Annotated in this window: 21 protein-coding genes; 19 read left to right on the top strand and 2 right to left on the bottom strand. The window is 45.6% G+C overall.

Annotated features, from left to right (window positions below; translation table 11 throughout):
- The first annotated feature begins 31 nt into the window (after positions 1-31).
- The 10 genes from J7I42_RS07410 (at position 32) to J7I42_RS07365 (ending at position 12,751) form a co-directional block, all read left to right on the top strand.
- Entirely contained in the window at positions 32-583 is a 552-nt protein-coding gene (locus J7I42_RS07410; RefSeq protein ID WP_209138145.1) for a hypothetical protein, read from the top strand.
- A 159-nt stretch (positions 584-742) separates the two neighbouring features.
- Positions 743-2,080, top strand: a complete 1,338-nt coding sequence (locus J7I42_RS07405) for a vanadium-dependent haloperoxidase (protein WP_209138144.1) — start codon at positions 743-745, stop codon at positions 2,078-2,080.
- Positions 2,081-2,110: 30 nt separating this feature from the next.
- Complete coding sequence (locus J7I42_RS07400) at positions 2,111-3,202, top strand: transporter family protein (protein ID WP_209138143.1); 1,092 nt, start codon at positions 2,111-2,113, stop codon at positions 3,200-3,202.
- A gap of 20 nt (positions 3,203-3,222) precedes the next feature.
- Positions 3,223-4,188, top strand: a complete 966-nt coding sequence (locus J7I42_RS07395; RefSeq protein ID WP_209138142.1) for a hypothetical protein — start codon at positions 3,223-3,225, stop codon at positions 4,186-4,188.
- Entirely contained in the window at positions 4,185-5,741 is a 1,557-nt protein-coding gene (locus J7I42_RS07390) for a phosphatase PAP2 family protein (RefSeq protein WP_209138141.1), read from the top strand. Before J7I42_RS07395 ends, J7I42_RS07390 begins: the two co-directional genes overlap by 4 nt.
- 25 nt (positions 5,742-5,766) lie before the next feature.
- A complete protein-coding gene (locus J7I42_RS07385) occupies positions 5,767-8,175 on the top strand; it encodes a TonB-dependent receptor (protein WP_209138140.1) in 2,409 nt (802 codons plus the stop codon).
- A 159-nt stretch (positions 8,176-8,334) separates the two neighbouring features.
- Positions 8,335-9,909 (top strand): alpha,alpha-trehalase TreF, encoded by a 1,575-nt coding sequence (gene treF / locus J7I42_RS07380; protein ID WP_209138139.1) that lies wholly within the window; start codon positions 8,335-8,337, stop codon positions 9,907-9,909.
- Between the two features lie 128 nt (positions 9,910-10,037).
- Positions 10,038-10,862 carry a class D beta-lactamase gene (locus tag J7I42_RS07375; RefSeq protein ID WP_209138138.1) on the top strand — a complete coding sequence of 275 codons (825 nt, stop codon included), beginning with the start codon at positions 10,038-10,040 and terminating at the stop codon, positions 10,860-10,862.
- A 264-nt stretch (positions 10,863-11,126) separates the two neighbouring features.
- Positions 11,127-12,125 (top strand): VWA domain-containing protein, encoded by a 999-nt coding sequence (locus tag J7I42_RS07370; protein ID WP_209138137.1) that lies wholly within the window; start codon positions 11,127-11,129, stop codon positions 12,123-12,125.
- A gap of 23 nt (positions 12,126-12,148) precedes the next feature.
- Entirely contained in the window at positions 12,149-12,751 is a 603-nt protein-coding gene (locus J7I42_RS07365) for a tetratricopeptide repeat protein (RefSeq protein WP_209138136.1), read from the top strand.
- A gap of 53 nt (positions 12,752-12,804) precedes the next feature.
- Here the strand turns inward: J7I42_RS07365 and J7I42_RS07360 are convergent, their stop codons facing one another.
- Positions 12,805-13,020 (bottom strand): hypothetical protein, encoded by a 216-nt coding sequence (locus J7I42_RS07360; protein ID WP_209138135.1) that lies wholly within the window; start codon positions 13,018-13,020, stop codon positions 12,805-12,807.
- A gap of 82 nt (positions 13,021-13,102) precedes the next feature.
- On the opposite strand from J7I42_RS07360, the gene ispG reads away from it, so the two are divergent.
- From ispG to J7I42_RS07340, 4 genes are all read left to right on the top strand, one after another.
- A complete protein-coding gene (gene ispG, locus J7I42_RS07355) occupies positions 13,103-15,097 on the top strand; it encodes a (E)-4-hydroxy-3-methylbut-2-enyl-diphosphate synthase (RefSeq protein WP_209138134.1) in 1,995 nt (664 codons plus the stop codon).
- A 213-nt stretch (positions 15,098-15,310) separates the two neighbouring features.
- Positions 15,311-16,264: a helix-turn-helix transcriptional regulator gene (locus J7I42_RS35525; RefSeq protein ID WP_209138133.1), complete on the top strand. Its 954-nt coding sequence runs from the start codon at positions 15,311-15,313 to the stop codon at positions 16,262-16,264.
- 230 nt (positions 16,265-16,494) lie between these two features.
- The gene (locus J7I42_RS07345; protein WP_209138132.1) at positions 16,495-16,983 is read left to right on the top strand and encodes a DinB family protein; all 489 of its coding nucleotides are present in this window, start codon (positions 16,495-16,497) and stop codon (positions 16,981-16,983) included.
- 178 nt (positions 16,984-17,161) lie between these two features.
- A complete protein-coding gene (locus tag J7I42_RS07340) occupies positions 17,162-17,662 on the top strand; it encodes a GyrI-like domain-containing protein (protein ID WP_209138131.1) in 501 nt (166 codons plus the stop codon).
- Between the two features lie 46 nt (positions 17,663-17,708).
- Here J7I42_RS07340 and galK read toward each other — a convergent pair whose 3' ends face one another.
- Positions 17,709-18,854: a galactokinase gene (galK, locus tag J7I42_RS07335; protein ID WP_209138130.1), complete on the bottom strand. Its 1,146-nt coding sequence runs from the start codon at positions 18,852-18,854 to the stop codon at positions 17,709-17,711.
- Between the two features lie 62 nt (positions 18,855-18,916).
- Here galK and J7I42_RS07330 point away from each other — a divergent pair, with 62 nt between their 5' ends.
- The 5 genes from J7I42_RS07330 (at position 18,917) to J7I42_RS07310 (ending at position 25,692) form a co-directional block, all read left to right on the top strand.
- The gene (locus tag J7I42_RS07330) at positions 18,917-19,879 is read left to right on the top strand and encodes an aldose 1-epimerase (protein WP_209138129.1); all 963 of its coding nucleotides are present in this window, start codon (positions 18,917-18,919) and stop codon (positions 19,877-19,879) included.
- Positions 19,880-19,899: 20 nt separating this feature from the next.
- Positions 19,900-20,682, top strand: a complete 783-nt coding sequence (locus J7I42_RS07325) for a hypothetical protein (RefSeq protein ID WP_209138128.1) — start codon at positions 19,900-19,902, stop codon at positions 20,680-20,682.
- A 63-nt stretch (positions 20,683-20,745) separates the two neighbouring features.
- A complete protein-coding gene (gene nadB, locus J7I42_RS07320) occupies positions 20,746-22,353 on the top strand; it encodes an L-aspartate oxidase (protein ID WP_209138127.1) in 1,608 nt (535 codons plus the stop codon).
- Between the two features lie 13 nt (positions 22,354-22,366).
- Positions 22,367-23,092: a nucleotidyltransferase family protein gene (locus tag J7I42_RS07315; RefSeq protein WP_209138126.1), complete on the top strand. Its 726-nt coding sequence runs from the start codon at positions 22,367-22,369 to the stop codon at positions 23,090-23,092.
- 152 nt (positions 23,093-23,244) lie between these two features.
- Positions 23,245-25,692 carry a bifunctional YncE family protein/alkaline phosphatase family protein gene (locus J7I42_RS07310; RefSeq protein WP_209138125.1) on the top strand — a complete coding sequence of 816 codons (2,448 nt, stop codon included), beginning with the start codon at positions 23,245-23,247 and terminating at the stop codon, positions 25,690-25,692.
- The last annotated feature ends 89 nt before the right edge of the window (positions 25,693-25,781 follow it).

Here is a 25,781-nt window from a genome sequence, read left to right as displayed (position 1 = left end):
TTGTAGTAACTCAAAGCTAATTGTACCTCGGGTGAAACGAGCTGCTGCCATATTGCTGCTTCTCATCTTTCTTTTTAACTGGTTTGGATATCGGTTGCTGTCCGATTATCTGCAACACCGGGGAGATATCCGATTGGAGGCACAACTCGATCAACAACAATACAATGATGCTAACCTCATAGAAATTCGCGTCCCGCTTAACATGCCTTACCAAAGCATTTCTTCCAGTTTCGAACGGTACGATGGTCAAATTGAATTCAATGGCATTCACTATAAATATGTAAAACGTAAAGTAGAGAACGGCGAACTGGTATTACTATGTTTGCCCAACGAAAATCGCATGCGGTTACAAAACGCCCGCGATGAGTTCTTCAAACTGGTGAATGACCTGCAACATAATTCCCAAAGTAAAAATTCCACCCCAGCCAGCTCCATCAAGAACCCGGTAACCGAATACTGGGAGCAACAAAACAACTGGCAGGTAGAAGCCCTGGCAGCACAGCTGCATCATTACACGGGCTATAATAATGTAATTCCTTCCTTTCCCTTGCGCACAACACCTGCTCAACCTCCCGAGTGTTGATATTTACCGGATACAAAGCACAGCCTTTAACGGGTCATGGTTACGTGTCTTTACGTGTGCGAGCTAAGCTTTAGCGAAGGCGGATGCCTGGCTTCGCCCGACGGAGCTCTAGCCAAGGCGGGTGCCTCTATTCAGATTTATTATTAATTGAAGTATATCATGCGTTATTTTTTGTTTGCCATTCTATTGGCAGGAGTTGTCTCCTGCAAACAACGTGCTGTAGATTACCAACTCGTATTGCACAACCCTGTATTGTATAGTAAAGTGACCGGCCAGCTAACAGATGTCATAACATACGACATCTTCACCCCACCAGTGGCCAGTCGTATTTATGCCTATTCCCACCTGGCTGCCTACGAAGCCATGGTGCATGGCGACAGCAGCTATACTTCGCTCAAAGGCCAGTTAAAAGGTTTCGATTATGTGCTTCCACCCGACTCCGGTAAAATTGTTGATTATCCCTACGCAGCCCTCATGGCCTTTATGGAAGTGGGCAGGACCCTGACCTTTTCAAAAGATCAGACTGATAAAATAGTCGACAGCTTAAAAATGCTGGCAACCGAACATGGCATGCCCGCAGACATGAAAAAGAATTCTGAAGAATATGGCGTAACCGTTGCCAAGGCCGTTATGGCCTGGAGCAAAAAAGACAATTACGCACAAACCCGCTCCGCTGCCAAATACACCGTGCCCAATGATGAGGGTAAATGGATCCCCACCCCGCCGGGGTATTTTCAGGCAGTTGAACCACAATGGAAAACCATTCGCACCATTGCTATGGACAGCAGCAGTCAGTTTTCGCCACCTACCCCCTGCGCCTTTGGCAAAGACTCCACCTGTGCATTTTATAAAATGGCCAAACAGGTGCAGGATACTGGCGTGCTGCTTACCGAAGAACAAAAAGCCATTGCCAGTTTCTGGGATTGCAATGGTTTTAAATTGAACGTAGTAGGACATACGATGTATGCAACAAAAGCCATGACCCCGGGTGGTCACTGGATGGGTATTACCGGAATTATTTGCGATAACAAAAAAGCTGATTTCGAAAAAACAGTTTACACGTACACAACAGTTTCCTTTGCGGTAATGGATGCGTTTATTGCATGCTGGGATGCCAAATACACCTTTAACGTGATCCGCCCTGAAACAGTGATCAACAAATACATTGATGCCAACTGGAAACCATTCCTGCAAACCCCGCCGTTCCCTGAGTATACCAGCGGTCACTCTATCATTTCAACTGCTGCATCTACGGTGCTGGAACATATCTATGGCGCACAAACGCCCTTCCGCGACAGCACGGAACGCCCCTGGGGTTTTCCCGACAGAAATTTTCAAACTCCCCGCCAGGCCGCAGATGAGGCAGGTATAAGTCGCTTTTATGGCGGTATTCACTATCGGCCTTCCATATTGGTAGCGCGCGACCAGGGCGAAAAAGTTGGAAATTATATTTTCTCAAAACTAGCTATGAGAAAAGAACAGCTAGCCAGTAAATAAATTCAACCAAATACAACCATTCTAACTATTATGAAGAAGCTTGCCATCTTATCGATCTTATACTTATTGCTAACGCATCAGGCGCAATCACAGGGTTGCGTTGCCATTCGCAGTACTGGTGGCTTTTGCACCCGCGACCAGGCCGCCAACCACGATTCTACCAAATGGATGCTGTCGGTAAGCAACCGCTATTTTAAATCGTTCCGCCACTTTGTAGGGACCGAAGAACAGAAACAACGGCTGGAACAGGGCACCGAAGTGATCAATCATTCTTACACACTTGACCTGACGCTGTTCCGGAATTTAAAAAATGGCTGGTCTATAGGGCTCGATGTGCCCGTTATTTCCAACGCCCGCTCTTCCCTGTATGAGCATGGAGGCAATGGCGCCAAAAATGCCCGGCATTCCACGCATTCATTTGGTATAGGGGACATCCGTATTGCTGTATATAAGTGGCTAATAGACCAGTCAACCATGCCAAAAGGAAATATACAGGTAGGGCTGGGACTTAAACTGCCTACCGGTGATTATCGCTACCAGGATTTCTTTATAAAGAACGATACCACCAAAGTATTAGGCCCCGTAGATCAGTCGATACAACTGGGTGATGGTGGAACCGGTTTCACTACAGAGATAAATGCTTTCTACAATTTCAACGAACATTTTGGCGTGTATGGCAACTTCTTCTATTTGATCAATCCCCGCGAACAAAACGGCGTATCAACAGCCCGCGGTGGCACTACCGTTTCTGCTGATGCCATTAATTACGGTACCAGTGTAATGAGCGTGCCCGATCAAATGATGGTCCGCGCCGGTGCCAGCGTCACCTTTGATAAATTCACCTTCTCTGCCGGAGTGCGTGATGAGTGCCAGCCTTCAAAAGATTTGATCGGTGGCAGCAGCGGTTTTCGCCGCCCTGGTTATATTATTTCCATTGAACCGGGTGTGAATTACCAGTTCAAAAAAGCTACGGTATACGCTTATGTACCATTTGCAGTTAAACGCAACCGTACCCAAAGCAATGCAGACAAATTAAAAACCGAAGCCACTGGTGTGCATGCTCAGGGCGATGCCGCCTTTGCCGATTACCTCGTAAACATTGGCTGCTCTTTTAAATTTTAATATAACTAACTAACTGTTTTATGAAACGATCCAGTAAGACCTGCCTGCGGTATTGCAGTTTGCTTTATCTGCTGATAGCAGGCATACACTCCGCATCGGCCCAAACAGACATAGATGGTATTATGATGGCTAAAAAGAACCTCTGTATAGGGCCCATGTATGGGTATAGCAGCTGGAAAAATTACTGGGAGGGGTCCCTTAAAAGAGAGAACCTGAACCTGGGCACAGTTTCCACCCAAATGTATGGTGTAATGGGCGCTTATGGCGTGACCCATAAACTGAACATCCTGTTCTCAGCTCCTTATGTAACCACCAAAGCCTCTGCCGGTACCCTGCATGGCATGAAGGGTTTTCAGGATGGTTCGCTTTGGGTAAAATACCAGCCCATTGAAAGCAAGATCGGCAAAGGCGATCTTTCATTATATGGCCTTGCAGGTGTTTCAGCCCCGCTTAGTAATTACGTAGCCGATTACCTGCCCCTGTCATTGGGATTGCGTAGTAAAACACTCTCGCTAAGAGCAATGGGCGATTACCAGATTGGAAAACTATTTGCCACCCTGTCTGGCACTTATGTTTTTCGCGACAATATAAAAATCGATCGCGACGCCTACTACACTACTGAAATGCATTATACGAACAAAGTGAATATGCCCAATGCCCTGTCGTTCAACTTCAGGGCTGGTTACCGGCACAATGATATTGTAGCAGAGGCCTTTCTCGACAACTGGACCACCCTGGGCGGTTTTGATATAACACGCAACAACATGCCTTTTCCCAGTAATAAAATGAATGCAACGCGGCTGGGCGCCAATGTAAAATATCATACCAGGAACCTGAGATGGCTTCAACTGGTGGTCAATGGCAATCATGTTATAGCAGGGCGCAACGTAGGACAATCAACCAGTATTAATGCTGGCCTGTTTATCGTATTCGATTTCCTTAAAAAACAAGCCCCTGCTTCAACTACTCAAAATGTACAACCATGAAAAAGTTATTATACTACAGCCTACCGCTGCTGTTGATCGCCACTGCCGTTGTTCCTTTTGGCTGTTCTAAAACAGAAAAGGGCCGCACCGATGAGCTGCCAGCTTTACAACCTTCAAAAACCGATCTCGATGCCGGCAGCTGGAAACCCATTCTGCTTACATCGGCCAATGAGTTTTCCATTTCAGCCCCAATAGCCACCAATACCCCGGAGTATATTGCTCAGATGAACGAGATCAAAGGCTGGCAGGCGTCATTGACTGATGATGAAAAGAATATAGTAAAATACTGGAGCGCCGGTGCTGTGCTGCGCTGGAATGAAATTTTGCGGGAGCTGGTGGCCAAACACAACCTGCCTCCTTATCAGAACGAAGACGGCACTTATCCCGCGCCCAGTGCTAATAACCCATTGGCATATCCGCAATTTCCGTTTGCCAATCCGCCTTATGCAGCGCGGGCCTATGCCTATGTTAGTGCAGCCCAATACGATGCATTGGTAGCCGCTTACTATTATAAAAAACTGTACAACCGACCGGCGCCTTATAAAGTGGACGCCTCCATCAAGGTATTGGTTCCGGAAACGGACCTCCCGTCTTATCCTTCTGAAGATGCAGTAGTGGCAGGGGCTGCCGTTGAAATGATGAAGCTGTTATTTCCCGGCGACCAGGATTATATTCAACAAAAAGCCGAAGAACACAAACGGGCCCGCATTATTGCCGGCGCCAATGTACGCAGTGATATAGAAGCAGGGGAAGCGCTGGGCAGGGCCGTTGCGCAGAAATTTGTGACGCGCGCCCGGGGCGATCGTGCCGGTTCAGCTGGTGGCACCCCAACCGATTGGGCCAAACTGGAAACCGATTGTATTGCCCGTGGTGAAACGCCGTGGTACAGTTTGGAAACACCCAAACGCCCACCCATGTTGCCACTGTTTGGTAAAGTAAAAGCATTTCTGTTCGATTCACTTACGGCAGTTTCCTTACGGCCAGGTCCGCCCCCACTTACTGCCAGCAAAAAAATGCAGGATGAAACAGATGAAATTTACAGTCTGATCAAGAACGATACCCGGGAGCATTATCGCATTGTTCACTACTGGGCCGATGGCGCCGGTACCAGCACCCCCTCTGGTCACTGGGATGCTATTGCCGCTGAAGATTTCATTCAAAAGAATTACAGTGAAGTGCGTTGGGCACGCAATATGGCATTGTTAAATATGTCGTTAATGGATGCTGCTATTGTTTGTTGGGATACCAAGTTCTTTTATTTCAACCCACGACCCTGTCAATTGAACCCTAAGATCAAAACGCTGACCGGTGTTCCTAATTTCCCCGCATACATTTCTGGCCACTCCACTTTCAGTGGCGCTGCAGCTACCATTCTATCCTATATAGTGCCCGAACGGGCAGGCGCCTATGATGATCTGGCCAGGGAAGCCTCCCTGTCTAGAATGTATGCCGGTATACACTACCGGGCCGATTGTGAAGTTGGTTTGGAAACAGGTAAAAAAGTAGGCGATTACGCTGTACAGAAAGGTAAAGCCGATGGCGCGGGCAATTAAATCACCGGACACTTATCAAATCTGAATGAAATATTTTCTTACAATATTAACCTTTATCCTTTTTATTAACTGTATAGGTCAAACGTCAAAAACCATTACCGGATTTATACAGGACAAAACCGGTTCACCGCTGGAAGGGGTGACCATTCTTATCAGGGGTACCAATCTGGGTACCGCTACCGATGCCAGCGGTCGTTTTACACTCAATCAACTGGCAATGAACACAGCCGTACTGGAGTGTTCCAAGATCGGGTATGAAACACAGCAGATCGCGGTTCAGTTAAATGACCTACCATCAACCTCGCTGCATATTGTTTTGCTGGAACGGGTCACTGCCTTACGTAGTGTTACCGTTTATTCCAACAAGAATGTGCTAAACCCGGTTGAACAAATGAATGATGAAACCGATGGCCGGTTACTGGCCGGTAAAAAGAATGGCGTCATTAGTATCAGCAATGCCAATTCAAACCTTTCTACAAAAATAGGCCGGGAGTTATTTGCCAAGATCCCTGGCGTGTTTGTGTATGATATGGATGGTTCAGGCAATCAGGTAAATATTTCCACCCGTGGACTTGATCCCCATCGCAGCTGGGAATACAATGTGCGTCAAAACGGGGTTCTCCTCAATTCCGATATGTATGGTTACCCCGCCAGCCATTACAGCGCACCCATGGAATCGATAGAAAAAGTTGAAATGATCAGTGGTACCGCCGCATTGCAATATGGCGCACAGTTTGGCGGTCTCATCAACTATGTTACAAAAAGCGCCGATAGCGGTAAAGCATTTAGTTTTGAGAACCTGAGCACAGCTGGTTCGTTTGGATTGTTCAGCACCTATAACGCAGTTGGCGGAAACGTGGGCAAATGGTCCTATTATGCGTACCTCAGCAAACGCGTGGCCGATGGCTATCGCAAGAATTCCGAATCAAATGCCGATGCACATTTTGCATCACTGCAATACAACTTCAACAGCAACCTGTTTATAAAAGCGGAACTGGGGCATTCAAAATACCGGTACCATATACCAGGCCCTTTATCTGATGACCTATTTGCCCAGGACCCACGGCAATCGAACCGCAGCCGTAACTGGTTCAGTCCTGATATGTATATCCCCTCTGTTACCCTGAACTGGAACGTAAGTTATAAAACTACGGTGGTGCTTACTTCTTCAGCCGTTATTGGCCGCCGTAACAGCGTACAGTTCATTGGTTTTGCCGACGCCCTCGATACCATTGACCGGGCAACCAATAGTTATAAGCCCCGGCAGGTTGACATCGATCGCTTTAACAGCTACACCAATGAAGCACGTATTAACCATCGTTTCCACATCGGGAATATGGCTACTACTATTGCGGGAGGCGTACAACTAATGACAAACGATCTGCATCGCACCCAACAAGGCAAGGGCACTACCGGTAGCGACTATGATCTTTCATTAATAACACCAGGCTGGGGCCGCGACCTGCATTATAAAACTAATAACATTGCCGTTTTTGCAGAGAACACGCTGTACCTGACACCTGCCTTTTCTGTATCGCCTGGTTTCCGGTACGAAAGCGGCATTACGCACATGACTGGTAACATTGCCTATTACAATGCGGATAAAACCCCATTGTCAATCGATCACCGTTTCCCATTATTTGGTATAAGCACGCAATACCGGTTCCGGAACAGCCGTCTGTACGCAGGTATTGCCCAGGCCTACCGGCCTATGATCTTCAAGGATGTTATTCCTGCATCAGCATTGGAAGTTATTGACCCAGCCCTGAAAGACGCCAAAGGATATACTACCGAAGCCGGGTTCAGTGGTAAATGGAAAGGGACCATTAGTTACGATATTTCCCTCTTTCATATTATCTATAACAACCGTATTGGTGGTTTGATCTTACAGGACAATGCTGGCAATTACTACAACTATAAAACCAATATCGGCAACAGTGCTACTGATGGCGTTGAATTATATGCAGAATGGATGCCAGTAACCAGTACCAACTTTCAGTTTTCGGTATTTACTTCCACCTCCTGGATGAATGGCCGTTATACAAAAGGGACCGTGGCAACGGGTAACAGCAATGCCGATATCAAGGGCAACAAGTTGGAAGTGGTGCCTGAATGGATCACCCGTAATGGCATTAACGCTGGTTACAGGTCCATACACGCTTCGCTGCAGTACAGCTATGTGAGCAAAACTTACTCTGATGCACTAAATACACCTATCCCTGCTGCCAATGGGTCAAAAGGACCGGTTCCAGCCTATGGCTTGTGGGATATGAATATAACGGTGCATTTCCTGAATAATTACCAGTTAAAAGGTGGCATTAACAACCTGGCCAATAAGCACTATTTCACCAAACGGCCCACCTTTTATCCCGACCCCGGCATTTGGCCATCTGATGGACGGTCATTGTATATAACCGTGGGGTGTAGATTCTGAGCGCCGAAAATAAAAACGATCAATCTTTTTTTTTGAGAGCATAAATAGAAGTCAAACGTCACCGTTCCGATTCTTCGGAACGGTTTTTTATTTATTACATTTGATATAGGAATAACCTGGTCAATATTCATCTGATCAGGGGGAAATAAATATTTGCAGATGAAAAAATTCTTTCTGTGCCTGCTCATCAGCTGGCAGTTTGTAAGTACGAATGCACAACCGCCAGCCACTCCCGATAAAATTTATGGCGATTTATTCCGTGATGTGCAAATGGGTAAAGTATTTCCCGATGGAAAAACTTTTGTTGACTGCGTGCCAAAGAAAAATCCGAAGAATATAGTAGCCGAGTACAACCAGCAAAAAGGCACGCCAAAATTTGATCTGAAACAGTTTGTACAGAACAATTTTGAAATGCCGCATACGCCGCAACTCAACTATATTACCCAGGAAAAGGATGTGGTGATGCATATCAAAAACCTGTGGGGGGTACTGCGCCGTATCCCCGATACGGTTGTTATAGGTAGTTCATTACTGCCTTTGCCTAACCCATATATAGTACCCGGCGGCCGCTTTAGGGAAGTATACTACTGGGACAGCTATTTTACCATGCTGGGCCTGATGGCCAGCGGCGAAGGTGAAATGATAGAGAACATGGTAAAGAACTTTGCCTGGATGATAGATATTTATGGCCATATTCCCAATGGCAACAGAACGTATTACCTCAGTCGCTCGCAGCCACCATTTTTTGCTTTGATGGTAGACCTGCTGGCCAATATTAAAAGCGACAGCACCTACCTAACGTTTATGCCTGCGCTGGAAAAAGAATACGCCTTCTGGATGGAAGGCGCCGCCAAATTAAAGACCGGACAGGCATTTAGAAGGGTGGTTAAATTAAATGACACCCTTGTTTTAAACCGCTATTGGGACGACTACCCTTCCCCCCGCCAGGAAGGTTATAAAGAAGATGTAGAAATTGCCAGGAGATCGGGTCGGGATGTAAAAGAGATGTATACCAACCTGCGGGCCGGCGCCGAAAGCGGCATCGACTTCAGCAGCCGCTGGTTCAAAGACAAAAAGAACCTTACTACCATCGCTGTTATCGATATGGTGCCCGTTGACCTGAACAGTTTATTATATGAGCTGGAAACCGTACTGTCAAAATGTAAATTTATGGCCCACGATGCAAATGCAGCTGCCGACTATGCCCGCAAGGCCGAAAGAAGAAGAGTGGCCATTGATAAATATTGCTGGAACAAAACCCTGAAATATTATACCGATTATAACTTCAGGACCCGTAAAATCTCGGATGTGGTTACACCCGCAGGAATGTATCCATTTTGCCTGTACACAAAAAACCTGGATTATATGAGCCTGCTGGCCCGTCAGGCAGCAGAACAGATAAAGTCAAAACTATTACAACCCGGTGGTGTAACAGCTTCTCCCTTTAACACCGGTCAGCAATGGGACGCGCCCAATGGCTGGGCGCCCCTGGAATGGATGACCATTTGGGGGCTTGACCGTTGCGGCCAACGCGAATTGGCACGCGATATAGCCGAACGCTGGATCAAATTGAATGTGGAGGTGTTTAAAAGGACCGGCAAGTTGATGGAAAAATACAATGTGGTTGACCTGAACCTGGAAGCCGGCGGTGGCGAATACCCCTCTCAGGATGGTTTTGGATGGACCAATGGAGTACTATTAGCACTTATCAATAAGTTTGGTCTCCCGAAATAAAATGGCAGCCAGTTCCTGGTTATTAGGTTATTAAGTTCTTGAGTTATTTAGTTTTTAGGTTCTAAAACTAAATAACTTAATAACTAATGAACTTGCCCGTTTGCCTTACTTTTGCGCAAATTTCCACTATGCTTAAATGGATCACAGCCGGCTTTTTAGTTTCCCTAACCTTAGCCGCCTGCTCACCCAATAATGTAACTGTTGATAACAGCCTGAAAAAATATTTCGACCAAAATAAAGTTACTGGCTGCTTTGGCCTTTTCGATAATGGACAGGGGCACTTTTCCATTTATAACCTGCCGCGGTTTAGCGACAGTGTGTATACCCCCGCCTCTACCTTCAAGATCGTTAACTCCCTCATTGGGTTGGAAGAAGGAATAGTAGCAGATACCAATACCGTTTTTAAATGGGACAGCGTTAACCGCCCACGCACCGAGTGCAACCGCGACATGACCATGTGGGATGCCTTCCGCATTTCCTGCCCACCATGGTACCAGGAACTGGCCCGCCGTATTGGCCAAACCAAAATGCAACACTGGATAGATACCCTGGGGTATGCACGCCGGCGCGATACCTTTAAAATAAAGAACAACCTCGATACCTTCTGGCTCGATAATTCCGCCAAAGTAACCGCCGATGAAGAATTAGGACTGGTAAAGAAATTATACTTCGACCAACTGCCTTTTCAAAAAAGATCACAACGCATTGTACGCAGTATGATGTTGTGGGAAGACAATTCCAACTACAAACTGAGTTATAAAACAGGCTGGAATACGACACCACAGGGCAACCAGCTCGGCTGGATAGTAGGCTGGATAGAAGAAAATAAACACCCTTACTTTTTTGTACTACAGGTAGAATCACCCGACCCTAATATCGATTTCAAATCTATCAGAATAAACCTGTTGAAGCAGATCCTGAAAGAATATGGCTTCTTTGAAGGGAAGAAATAACTAATTGGCTAATGCATGTCCGCCATAGCCGCCAACCGGCGGAGAAGGCGGATGATAAAAAATAAATGCCGCCTGCGCTTTGCGTGCTGGCGGCATATTTTTTAAAGCAATAGTTTGAATTTGTTAATTATACGAAGTACTTTAACTAACAATTTAAAGCATTAATACTTAAATTTAGATAATTGCTAATTTGGTCTAAATCTTGCATTTATTCGCCAACTAATTAGCACATTAGCTAATTAGTAAATTATCACATTAACTATCGTGTTTCGTTTTCAACATATCGAGTACCTCACCGCCCTGGCCGCCATTCCCCTCTTGGTAGCATTGTATTTTCAGTTAATGTACTGGAAAAAAAATACCATCAAAAAGATCGGGGACGCTAATCTCGTCCAGGCCCTTATTGCCAATTATTCGCCCACTAATTTTTTACTGAGGTTCGTGTTTTTCGCCGTGGCTCTTACCGCCGTTATTATTGCCGCAGCCAACCTGCAAAAGCCAGGCGCTATGGACAATGTACAACGCAAAGGGGTAGATGTAGCGATTGCCATCGATGTTAGTAAAAGCATGCTGGCAGAAGATATAAAACCAAACCGCCTGGAGAGGGCTCGCCAGTTGGTATATAAGTTAATGGATCAACTGCCCAACGACCGGGTAGCCCTGGTACTGTTTGCCGGCAGGGCTTATTTGCAAATGCCATTGACCACCGATCACAGTGCAGCCCGTATGTATATTCAGCAGGCTGGTCCGCAGGTAGTACCTACCCAGGGTACTGTGATCTCAGAAGCATTACGCGCCAGTAATTCGGCTTTTAATAGTAAGGAAAGAAAGTTTAAATCAATAGTATTGATCACCGATGGTGAAGACCACGACCCACAGGCCGTTCCCCTGGCACAACAACTGGCCCAGGATGGTGTAATGATCAATACTATTGGTATTGGTTCGGCAGAAGGCGCTCCCATTATGGACCCCGCCACCAACGAATACAAAAAAGATGCAGCCGGAAATACCGTTGTATCAAAACTGAATGAACCCGAATTACAGCAACTGGCCGCTGCTACCAAAGGCGTGTATGTGAAACTGGATGATGTGGATGCCGCAGTAGACACCATCACCAAACAATTAGAAACCATTGAATCCAACATCCTGGATGATAATTCATTCAGGGATTATAAAAGTTATTTTCAATGGTTTCTGGCCATTGCCTTGGTATTCCTGTTGATAGAATTCTTTTTACCTGAACGGAAATTAAAAGCAGCTTGAAAAAACTCTTCTACATATCGCTAATGCCATTGTTGCTATTGTTACCTGTACTGGTAAAAGCGCAGGATGAGAATGCCGCCATTCGCGAGGGTAATAAATTATATCACAACCGGCAATTTGAAAAATCATTGCCTGCCTATCAAAAAGCAGTAGAACAGAACCCCAAAAATTTAACCGCCCGGTATAACCTCGCCAATGCGCGTTTCCGCACCGGCAATATGCCCGATGCAGAAAAATCGTACGATGAACTGATAGAGAATACCACTGAAAATAAATACAAGGAAAAAGGATATTACAATAAGGGCGTATCATTAACAAAGCAACAAAAGCTACAGGAAAGCATTGATGCCTACAAGAATGCTTTAAAACTCGATCCCACCGACGAAGACGCCCGCTTTAACCTGCAAAAAGCATTAACAGAACAGAAGAAGCAAAATCAATCCCAGCAGCAACAGCAAAAACAACAGCAGCAGAAACAACAAAAACAAAAACCCGAGAATAACAAGCTGGATAAAAGAAAGATTGAACAATACCTGAAATCGCTTGAACAAAAAGAACAGGACGTTCAGCGAAAAATGCAGGAAAACCGCGCCCGCTCAGTAACCCAGCCTGAAAAAGATTGGTAATCGGTGAGTCGCCTACTGCCTTTTTGACCGCGAAACGCGCAGCGTGGAGCATCCTATTGTATTCCATAAACGTCTGCCGTCTGCCGTCTGCCGTCTGCCGTCTGCCGTTTGCCGTCTGCCGTCTGCCGTTTGCCGTCTGCCGTCTGCCGTTTGCCGTCTGCCGTCTGCCGTTTGCCGTTTGCCGTCTGCCGTTTGCCGACTTGTATTTCCCTATTGCCCATTGCCCATTCCCATTGCCTTTCCATTTGGTTAATTCTTTGCCGTTTCACGTTTGCCGTTTCACGATTTCGTAATTTCGCAGTCAATTTGCCCGTATTTAACTGGCAATCACCTTAAATCTGAATTTATACAATGCAGCTTTACTGCGACTCATTGACAGAATATAAACGCCTGGCAACCCGTGAAGTACGAATTGGAGACTTGCTGCTTGGCAACTTCAACCCTATCCGTGTTCAAACCATGACCACTACCGATACTATGGATACCATCGCTACGGTGGAACAAAGTATCCGTTGTATAGAAGCTGGTGCTGAAATGGTGCGTATTACTGCACCCAGCAAAAAAGAAGCTGAGAATTTATTGAATATAAAGAACGAACTGCACAAAAGAGGGTATAAGACCCCGCTGATTGCTGATATTCATTTTACTCCCAATGCAGCCGAAATAGCGGCCCGCATCATTGAAAAAGTTCGGGTGAACCCGGGCAATTACGTAGATAAAAAGAAGTTTGAACAAATAGATTATACCGACGCGGAATATGCCGAGGAGATTGATCGTATTCGCGAAAGATTTACCCCTCTGGTGAAGATATGTAAAGAATATGGCACTGCCATGCGCATTGGTACCAACCACGGTTCTCTTAGCGATCGCATCATGAGCCGGTATGGGGATACCCCCATGGGGATGGTAGAAAGCGCTATGGAGTTCCTGCGCATTGCCCGCCATGAAAGCTATCACAATATCATCCTGAGTATGAAAGCCAGCAATCCCCAGGTAATGGTTCAGGCCTACCGGTTGCTGGTGAACGTAATGATGGATGAGTTTGGTGAATGTTATCCATTACACCTGGGAGTAACAGAAGCCGGTGACGGGGAGGATGGAAGAATAAAATCAGCCATCGGTATTGGCACTCTACTGGAAGATGGACTGGGCGATACTATCCGCGTGTCATTAACGGAAGACCCTGAATTTGAAATTCCTGTTTGCCGCGACCTGGTAAAGCGCTATACAAATCGGCAATCGGAATTAGAGAAAAAACAGTCTGGTATTCCGGAGATCATTAAAGTCCCTTATTCTCCATTTGAATACACAAGAAGGAGCACCGGCACCGTTTCGAATATTGGCGGTAAACAGGTGCCCGTAGTAGTTGCAGACTTTATGAAAGCAACTACCATCCGCCATGAAGATCTACAGGCCATTGGCTATACCTATAACACCGAAACGGATAAGTTCACCATTGCTGATGCAGCAGCAGATTACCTGTATACCGGTAAAAAAATACTGGACTTTGCATTGCCCGGCACACTGAAAGTAATTTGCGACCATGCTACCTGGTTAAACGCATCAGACAAGGAGAAATATTATCCGTTATTTCAATCAACCGAGTACCTGAAAAGCACCGATCATTCAGGCTTACTGAACTTTGTTGCGGTAGATGTAAATGAACCAGCTTCGGGGGAACTGTTACAGGAAATTCGTAATGATGATTCCGTTGTGTTGTGTTTGTATTCATCCAACGCACACGCCATGCCATCGGTAAGGCGTTACATTATTGAACTGGTGAACCAGGGCATTACCTGCCCGGTAATACTGGCAGTTGAAAGTCACGATACCACCATTGATGAGCAGTTGATCCATTTCTCAACAGACAGTGGCGCATTGCTACTCGATGGTATGGGCGATGGCGTTTGGCTGATGAATGAACCTGAAAAGCTCCAGAACCAGAAAGTAAGTGGCCGTACTTACCTGGAAACAAAGAACAATCACCAGTTCATCAACAATACCTCCTTTTCTATTTTACAGGCCACCCGTACCCGTATTTCCAAAACCGAATATATTTCATGCCCTTCCTGCGGCCGTACGCTGTTCGACTTACAGGAAACCACTGCAAAGATCCGTTCGATGACCCATCACCTGAAAGGCATTAAGATCGCTATCATGGGTTGTATTGTAAACGGTCCTGGAGAAATGGCCGATGCCGATTTTGGCTATGTAGGCAGTGGTGTTGGCAAGATCACTTTGTATAAAGGAAAAGAAATTGTAAAACGCAATGTCGATAGCACCATTGCAGTGGAAGAATTGATTAATTTATTGAAAGAAAACGACGCCTGGGTGGAGAAGGCGTGAAACGTCAAACGTGAAACGTGAAAGGGTTCGCGATTATATAAAACTAATACGCGAACTTGCGTCGCCGGAAATTTTCTGCCGTCTGCCGTCTGCCGTCTGCCGTCTGCCGTCTGCCGTCTGCCGTCTGCCGTCTGCCGTCTGCCGTCTGCCGTCTGCCGTCTGCCGATTTACAACTTGAAACCCAACATATTCAATCAATAACCTTAGCTTTTAGTGAACCGAATTGACCGACTTCATGCTATTCTCACCCACCTGCAAAGTAAAAAAAGGGTAACTGCGCAGGAGGTAGCCGATCGTTTTAACATCAGCTTACGTACCGTATACCGCGATGTTAAAGCATTGGAAGAAAGTGGTGTGCCGGTGATCGGTGAGGCGGGAAGCGGTTATACCATTATGGAGGGCTACCGCCTGCCACCGGTAATGTTCACCCAGGAAGAAGCCTCTGCCCTGCTGTTGGGTTCTAAACTCACTGAACATCTTACTGATGAATCGATAAAGAAACATTTCAACGCTGCCTTATATAAGATCAAAGCGGTGCTCCGCACGACCGACAAGGAGCACATGGACCAGCTAAATGATAACATTGCGGTTTTGTCGCGTTTGCCGGCCGATGATTCAGCAGGTCGCCACCTTACCGAACTGCAAAAAGCCCTTGGTGATAAAAGGGAAATTCATATCCGTTACCAATCGGGTGAAGATGCCGTAACGGAACGCAACCTGGAACCTATAGGTTTATGTCACTATGGCCAGGCCTGGCACCTGATCGGCTGGTGTAAACTCCGTAATGGTTATCGCGATTTCAGGGTAAGCCGTATACAGCAATTACAAATTCTTGATAATACCTTTGACCCTGAATCACACCCCTCCCTGCGGGAATATCTGCAAACCATGATCAATCATAGCGAACTGCAGGAAGTGTGTGTCCGGTTCACCCGCGCTGCCGCCCGGCACATCGGCAATCAAAAGTATTATTATGGTTATGTTCGGGAAGAAGTAAAAGACGACTTTGTTCTTATGTACTATGTCACTTCTTCGCTGGAGTATTTTGGCCGCTGGCTGTTGATGTATACCCACAGTGTATCAATTGAATCGCCCGAAGCCCTTCATAATGTGATGAAAGACCTCACCGAAGAAATTCGCCTGCATTACCTGCCTGTAGAGCAATAACGCGAAGTAGGTCCTGAGCCGTCCTGAGCGTCCTGAGCGGAGTCGAAGGATCGAAGGATCATTACTTAAGCGTTGAGCGCGTGACCGCCTTTTGCGGAAAGTCGAAACGCGCCCTTCCTTATCAAGTCCCCAAAATATTTTTGACTTTTTGTAGGGCCTACTGACATACTGTTGTCACATACTGCATGTTACTTTGGTTTTACAACCTTCACACATTAAATATTATTCAAATGATACGCACTATTCATGACTTTCTCGACCGTTGGAAAGAAGAAACCGAAGCAACCCTGAAGATCTTTCGCAATCTTACCGATGACTCATTGCAGGTTGCCATTCCCGGTGGACGCACCCTGGGCCGGCTGGCCAATCACATTGTTGAAACAGTGACTGAAATGCCCCACAACCTGGGTTTACCAATAAAAGAAGAGTATGTTACCTATAATACGGTACAGGAACTGGTAACAAACTACAAAAAATATGCTGATCAGCTGGTGGCAGCTATCATCAGCTACTGGACCGACGAAACATTGGAACAGGAACAAAACATGTATGGCGCTACCTGGAAAAACGGGTTCTCCCTGTGGGTCCTGATAACCCATCAAACACACCACCGAGGCCAAATGACTGTGCTGATGCGTATGGCCGGGTTAAAAGTGCCAGGCGTATATGGCCCCAGTAAAGAAGAATGGGAAGCATGGGGAAAGGAAGCATTGGCATAAAACCGAGATATGAAGTAAGGTCGGACTCAAAAACTCCGCATTCTTCTGCTTCGTACTTCGAATTTCATCCTTTATACCTTTTATTTCCTTTTTCAGGAAAAAGCTGTCCAATTGAACCATTCCCAATCGTTATTATACAGTGCAGCGTGGTTATTAATTCACTTTAAAAGTAATTTGTATGCATATCAAAACTTATCCGCCGTTAACGGTATTAAGCAGTATACATCAAACTACCATCTCTCAAATTCATGAGTTTGGTCCGGTTATGGCTGAACTCTATGCAGAAGCCGGCCGTAAAAGCTTTATCAATGGTCCGCTGCATTGGATCTATTATGGAATGGATGGGAATGCCGATACCCTGTTCACCCTGGAAATAGCCATTCCGATAAGGAAGGCATTCCAGTCTTCCAGATTTCAGGTAAAGGCGCTCGACTTTTTCAAGGCCATCACTTTTCCGCATGAAGGTCCCTGGGAACAATTACCGGGCAGTCATGCTCAGATCATGGAAAGGCTGGCCGAACATCATATACCAGTTACCAATGAGTGCCGGGAAGTATTTCTGAATATAAACTTCACAGAGCCTGAAAAGAATATGACCGAGATTCAAATTGGAGTATCGCCAGGAAAAACACAAAACCGGTCAGGCGCCAAAAAACGGCTCCTGCCGGTTTACATCTGATCGTTTTAACCGTGCTACGGTTTGGAACCGTGGCACGGTTAACTAGTTATGACAATATATTTGTTCCATCCTCTATCTGGGTCACATACACCTCAGGTGTTATCCTGAACAACCCATTAAATGCAGACTGGATCTTTTGAATAAAGGTATCAACCGCTTCTGCCTGTACAATATTGATAGTACAACCACCAAATCCTCCCCCCATCATGCGGGCGCCAACTACTCCGGTAATATGCTGGGCGCATTCAGCCAGAAAATCCAACTCAGTGCAGCTTACTGAATACTTTTTGCTCAACCCTTCATGCGTGGCAAACATCAGTTTGCCAAAGGTGGCCAGGTCGTTTTTCTTTAAAGCCTCGCAACCAGCCAGCAATCTTTCTTTCTCATATACTATAAATGAGCAACGATCAAATACAACGGGTGGTAATTCAGCCTGGTGTTGCAGCAATTGCACCGGTTCCACATCCCGCAAAGATTTGATGTCGGGATAATGCTTTTGTAAAATTGCCACGCCCTCTTCACATTGCTGACGGCGAACATTGTATTCACTGCCCGCCAAAGAATGGCTAACCATGCTGTTCACCAATACGATCTTGTAACCAGGAAAATCAAATGGAATGTATTCATATTCGAGGCTGCGGCAATCGAGTTTCATTACATGGCCCTTTTTTCCATGCAGGCTGGCAAACTGGTCCATGATACCACACTTAACGCCTACGAACGTATGTTCGGTTTTTTGTCCAATAAACGCCAGGTCCATCCGGCTCAGGCCCAATTGAAACAATTCATTCAAAGCAAAACCGTAAGCCGAACATAAAGCTGCAGAAGAGCTCATGCCTGCTCCAACCGGAATATCGCCATCGATCACCAGGTCAACCCCGCCTATCTTTTTTCCCTGTTGTTGAATATGATAGCTCACGCCCAGCAGGTAGTTCATCCAACCTTTTTGCGGACTTGTTATATCTAAAGAAAATGAATATGACTCATTAAACTGACTGGCAAAAACATTTACTGTATTAGTTCCATTAGGAGCAATAGCAACATAAATCCTCTTATCTACAGCGCCAGGCAACACAAAACCATAGTTATAATCTGTGTGTTCTCCAATAAGGTTCACTCTGCCCGGGGCTCCAATGATCAGCGGTTCTTTATTAAAACGTTCACGAAAAGCCTGTTGAATTTTCTTGGTCATGCTACAATATCGTTAGATGAATTAATTTTAAAAAATTTTCCGTAGTTCCTAAATTGAATACTATGAGTTTTAATGTTTCCCGCATTACCGAGAACGGGTTATCATTGGTTAAGCTGCAAGATAAGGCAACAAATACAATCATTACGATTCTACCAGAATATGGCGCGATGTTACATGGCTTTCAGATACCCGTAAATGGAGAGCACCTGAACATTATTGATAACTATGCCAACCGCGAACAGGTGGAGCAGGAATTGGGTGTTTCCTTTAAAAGCAGCAAGTTATCGCCCTTTGTTTGCCGGGTGCGGGATGGAAAATACACGCTTGAAGAAGAAGACTTCGAGTTTGCCAGCAAATTTTCCGATGGCAATGCCATTCATGGTCTCTTATACAACAAGCCATTTAATGTTGTAAATGAATTTGCCGACGACAAACAGGCATCGGTAACACTCAGATATCAATTTAAACGGGAAGACCCCGGTTATCCCTACGAGTACAATTGTGAAGTTCGGTACACCCTGTTCCCACGTGGCATATTACAGGTTGAGACCATTGTGCTAAACCTCGATAGCCTGTCGATCCCCATTGCAGACGGCTGGCATCCCTATTTTAAACTGGGCGGCGTTATCGATGACTATGAAATGCAGGTGAGCACCGAAACTATGGTAGAATTCGATGATAAATTAGTTCCTACCGGCAAACTCATAGCTGACAGATCGCTGGGGGAAGGGATCCTTATCGGCAACCGCCAATTCGATAATTGTTTTGTTGTGCAACCGGTTGACCAGCGCCCCGCCGCGGTCCTTTACAATCCTGCCAACGCCGTGTTTGTTTCAATTTTTACCAATAAACTGTATCCGTACATCCAGATTTATACGCCACCACACCGCAAAAGCATAGCTATTGAAAACCTCAGCGGGGCGCCCGATTGCTTTAACAATGGCATGGGACTGCAACTTTTGACGCCCAGCCGTTCGCAAACATTTACGGTTTGGTACCAGGCCGGAGTGGCTGAAAACGATTAACTTGCCATAAATCACCTGTAATGAAGAAGTTTTTCAAATATGTCCTGACTGTAGCGATCTGTGTATTTTTTGTTAGTTGCTACGAAGTGAATGAAGAGATCGAGATCAAAGCCGATGGCACTGGCACCTATGTTACCAAAATGGATATGGGTCAACTCATAGAGATGATGCAAACCTTTGCGGGCGAGGAAGAATTAAAAAAAGACGGATTGGATAAAGTATATGACACTACCATTCTTTTTAAAAACATGCTTGATTCAGCCAAAGACATGACCCCTGAACAAAAGGAGTTGATGAAAGATGGCAAGATGAAAATGCAAATGAATATCAAGGAAAAGGTATTCAAAATGGATATGGACATCCCCTACAAAAATCTGAACGGCCTGCAAAAGTTAATGAGCGGACAAGGTGGCAACGGACCCGGTATGGCCAATGCATTTAAAAATTTATTTGGAAACCCTCAGGCCGGTGACGATCAACCAGGTATGCCTAAAGGACCCGATATGGGCGATTTTGCAGGTATTTTTGATGTTACCGTAAAAAATGGCCTTATTGAAAGAAAAGTAAACCAGGAAAAATACAAAGCCCTCACCGAACGCCCGGAAATGGCCCAAATGAAACAATTAACTTCTTCGGGTATGGAGATCCTGTACACAACAACTATTAAATTACCCCGCGCCGCCAAAAAAACCGATAACCCAATTATCAAATTATCTGAAGACAAAAAAACAGTGACCATGAAATACAATTTGCTTGAGTTACTGGATAACCCTTCAAAATTTGCTTACACCATTCAATATTAAGCCGGTGGGCATTACATTGGATTAAAACGCATTTTTAACTAGGTTTGAGGTTTCGGAAATAATATGCAAACTGATTTTCTTGTTATCGGCTCCGGTATTGCCGGATTGACTTTTGCACTAAAGGCAGCTCAACGTTACCCAGATAAAAAAGTACTGGTCATTACCAAAACACAGGCTGATGAAACCAATACTAAATATGCCCAGGGCGGTATAGCCGGTGTAACGGATTTTGAAAAAGACAGCTTCGACAAACATATTGAAGACACCTTGATTGCTGGCGACGGCCTGTGCAATAAGCAGGTGGTTGAAATAGTAGTAAAGGAAGGTGTTGACCGCATTCAGGAATTAATTGACTGGGGTGCCCGTTTCGATAAAGAATCAGATGGCGATTATAAACTAGGTAAAGAAGGCGGTCACAGCGAATTTCGCATTCTGCATCATAAAGATGTTACGGGCAGGGAAATGGAGCGGGCTATGTTGGAAGCGGCCCAAAGCCAGCCCAATATCGAGATAGTTAAACATTGCTATGTGGTTGACCTGCTTACCCAGCACCACCTCGGTTACCTGGTCACCAAAAGCACTCCCCATATTGAATGTTACGGTGTGTATGTGCTGAATCTGAAAACCAATCAGATGGAAAAGATACTGGCCAACATTACCGTTTTAGCCAGTGGCGGCAATGGCCAGGTTTATCGCTCTACCACCAATCCCGGTATTGCAACCGGCGATGGCATTGCCATGGTATATCGGGCCAAGGGACGTATCGAGAACATGGAGTTCATTCAGTTTCACCCTACAGCTTTGTATGAACCAGGCGTACGCGGACAATCATTTTTAATTTCAGAAGCCGTACGCGGCGACGGTGGTATCTTGCGCAACACAAATGGGGAAGCCTTTATGGAACGATATGATCCCCGTAAAGACCTGGCCCCACGCGATATCGTAGCCCGCGCAATAGATAGTGAAATGAAGATCACCGGTACCGAGCATGTGTACCTCGATGTTACCCATATTCCCACCGATAAATTCATTGAGCATTTTCCAAACATTTATGAGAAATGCCGTTCAATAGGTATTGATGTATCTACTCAGTATATACCCGTGGCTCCGGCCGCCCATTATAGCTGCGGTGGCATCAAAACTGATGAATGGGGACGCACTTCCATAAAAAATTTATATGCAGCGGGCGAATGCGCCAGTACCGGGTTGCATGGCGCCAATCGCCTGGCCAGTAACTCCCTGCTGGAAGCGATGGTTTTTGCCCACCGTAGTTTTGTTGATGCCGCCGAAAAAATTAAAACGATCGAAAAATCGGCAGAAGCGCAGGCCATCCCCGACTGGAAGGCAACCGGCACTACACAACCAAAAGAAATGATCCTTATTACCCAAAGCCTGAAGGAACTGCAACAGGTAATGAGCGATTATGTAGGTATTGTGAGGACCAATATCAGGTTGGAGCGCGCGGCCAAACGCCTCGATCTGTTGTGGGAAGAAACAGAGGCCCTGTATCAAACAACTGCCCTGTCGCCCCAGCTTTGTGAACTGCGTAATATGATCACCGTAGGTTACCTGATCGTAAAATGTGCCGCATTCCGCAAAGAAAGCCGTGGATTGCATTTTAATACCGACTACCCATACAAGAGTACGCTGGTACAGAATATTGTATTATAATCATACAACGACAATGAACAATTTGCAAGGCATGATCTTCGCCGCTGGCCTGGGTACCCGGTTCAAACCCTGGACCGACAAACACCCCAAGGCGCTGGCAATGGTGCATGGTAAAAGTTTATTGCAACACAATGTTGAATACCTGCAGCATTACGGCATTACCGATGTAGTAGTAAATGTGCACCATTTTGCCGACCAGATTGTTTCTGCTATTGAACAGAACAAAGGCTGGGGCAGCAACATCACCATCAGCGATGAAACCGATGAAGTGCTGGAAACTGGTGGCGGTATTAAGAAAGCAGCCGCTTTGTTCTCTGCAGATACCATTGTGGTGATCAATGTAGATATACTGACCGACCTGGACCTGGGTAAATTCATATCCTATCACCAGCAATTGAATCCCGTTTCAACATTGGCAGTAACCAATAGGACCACTTCCCGTTACTTTTTATTCGACGAAGCCAACACGTTGTGCGGCTGGCGCAATACCAAAACAGGCGAAGAAAAGATAGCCCGTACAAACGCCAACTACATCCCAAAAGCATTCAGCGGTATACATGTAATCAGCAAACAATTATTGTCCTTGATACAGCGCGAAGGAAAGTTCTCCATGGTAGATGTGTACCTCGATCTGGCCAAAACACATACCATAAAAGGTTTCGACCACAGCGGCTCGCGGTTTATTGATGTGGGCAAACCCGATTCAGTAGCACAGGCCGAATTGCTATTTAGTAAATAGCCCTGAGCGCGTGCCCGCCTTTGGCGGAAAGTCGAAACGTGGCCTTATTATAATAAGACAAACGGTTGCGCAACATCATATTATATTAAAAAATTATTAAGCAACTTCGGCAAGGTAGCAATACAGTATCTTTATTGCCTTAGATACTGAACATGAGAAAGATCCCATTTATAGCTTTTCTTTTATGCCTGTTAAGCGCCACTATAGCAATTGCACAACCAACCCCCTACAATGCCAATACACATGTGCGGGTTACCCTTTCGAACGGGTGGCATTTAACACCTGTTGGCCGGTCATTACCGCTGGGCGATCTGCCATTGAACCTGGTTGTGTCCCCTTCTAAAAAATACCTGGCCGTTACCAATAATGGCCAAAGTGTTCAATCGATACAACTGATAGATGCAAAGACCGAACAGGTTTTACACAGCGAGGTTATCCCAAAAAGCTGGTACGGATTGAAGTTCTCTGCCGATGAGAAATTTCTGTATGCATCGGGCGGTAACGACAACTGGATCCTGCAATATGCCATTACCGATAAAAAACTGGTGGTCACTGACAGCATCAGGCTGGGTGACAAATGGCCTACCAAAATTGCTCCCGCCGGCATTGAGATAGATGATGCAAAGAAATTGATGTACGTAGTAACCCGGGAAAACAACAGCATTTATATCATTGATCTGGCTACAAAGAAAGTAGCACAACGCATCCAATTATCAGCAGAAGCTTATGCCTGCCAGTTATCACCCAGGAAAAACGAACTGTATGTTTCCTTATGGGGTGGCGATAAAGTAATTGTATTCAATACCGCCAGCAAAACAATTACAGATTCTATTGCTGTAGGCGATAACCCCAATGAGATCTGTCTAACCAAAAACGGCAAACGGCTGTTTGTAGCCAATGCCAACGACAACTCAGTTTCGGTAATAGATGTAGCACAACGTAAAGTAATTGAAACATTCAATACCGCCTTATACCCCGATGCGCCCAATGGTTCAACCACCAATGGATTGGCATTAAGCGCCAATGAAAAAACATTGTACATAGCCAATGCCGACAATAACTGTTTGGCTGTATTCGATGTAACAAAACCAGTTGCCAGTTCATCAAAAGGATTTATACCCACTGGCTGGTATCCTACCAATGTAAAAGTGATCGGCAAAAAAATATATGTAGCCAATGGTAAAGGCTTTTCTTCCATGGCCAATCCCAATGGGCCCAAGCCGGTTAAAACCCAGGAGGAGGTGAACTATCAGCAGGGCGATAGCAAAAAGCCCACCACCGTACAATACATTGCAGGTTTGTTCAAAGGCACATTGAGCATTATTGACGAACCCTCTGAACAACAAATGAGCAGTTATTCAAAACTGGTATACGACAATACCCCTTACAATAAAGAAAAAGAACTGCAAACACAGGGCGAACCGGGCAACCCCATCCCCATGAAAATTGGCGATGCCTCCCCTATCAAATATGTGTTTTATGTGATCAAGGAAAACCGCACCTACGACCAGGTGCTTGGCGATATTACCACCGGAAATGGCGATCCCAAACTGGTTTTGTTTGGTGAAAAATACACCCCCAACCTGCATGCCCTTGCAAAAGAGTTTGTGCTGCTGGATAATTTCTATGTTGATGGCGAAGTCAGCGCCGATGGCCACAACTGGACCATGGGCGGTTATGCTACCGATTACCTGGAAAAGACCTGGCCCACGAGTTATGGTGGCCGTGGCGGTACCTATTCGGCTGAAGGGAACCGGGAGATTGCCAATAATAAAAAAGGCTTTTTCTGGGACCACTGCAATCGTGCAGGTGTAAGCTACCGTACCTATGGCGAGTTTGCTGATAATTACAAACCCAACATTCCGGTTTTAAAAGATCACTTCTGTGCTTCTTATACCGGTTGGGACCTCGCCACCCGCGATACGGTTCGCTTTTACCAATGGAAAAAAGATTTTGATTCCCTGCTGGCCATCAACCAATTGCCCCGGTTTAACTCAGTTCGCTTTGGTAACGACCATACCGAAGGGTTACGCAAAGGCCGGCCAACTCCTTACGCCCATGTGGCCGATAATGACCTGGCAGTAGGTATGTTTATAGAATACCTGAGCAAAAGCCCCATTTGGAAAGAATGTGCCGTATTTGTTATTGAAGATGATGCACAAAATGGCGCCGACCATGTGGATGCGCATCGCAGCACGGCCTATGTTGCCGGTGGATTTGTAAAGCGCCGATTTATTGATCATACCATGTATTCCACCACTTCTATGTTACGCACCATGGAATTGATCCTGGGTATTCCTCCAATGAGCCAGTACGATGCGGCGGCTACCCCCATGTGGCGTTGCTTTACTACTACAACCGATTTGACCCCATTCAGATCGCTGCCCACCAATATTGACCTGAATGAGAAAAATGTGGCCCAGAATAAATGGCAACAACGCTCTGAAGCATTTAACCTGAAAAAGGAAGATGCGGTGCCCGACCTGGAATTCAATATTGTATTATGGCATGGCCTCAAAGGCGATAACATCCCATTCCCCGGTCCCAAAAGGGCAGCCTTTGTAAAGCTGAATAAAGAAGCCGAAGATGATGATGATTAGTTAAGTTCTACATAAATTATTTTATATCCCTATAACTAATAACAGAGTTATAGGGATTTTTATTTAGATAGCTTAATTGGGGAAAATTT

Source organism: Niastella soli (assembly GCF_017742245.1).
GTDB lineage: Bacteria > Bacteroidota > Bacteroidia > Chitinophagales > Chitinophagaceae > Niastella > Niastella soli.
Note: the sequence above shows the minus strand (reverse complement) of the source record. Positions and strands in the feature narration are given on the sequence as shown.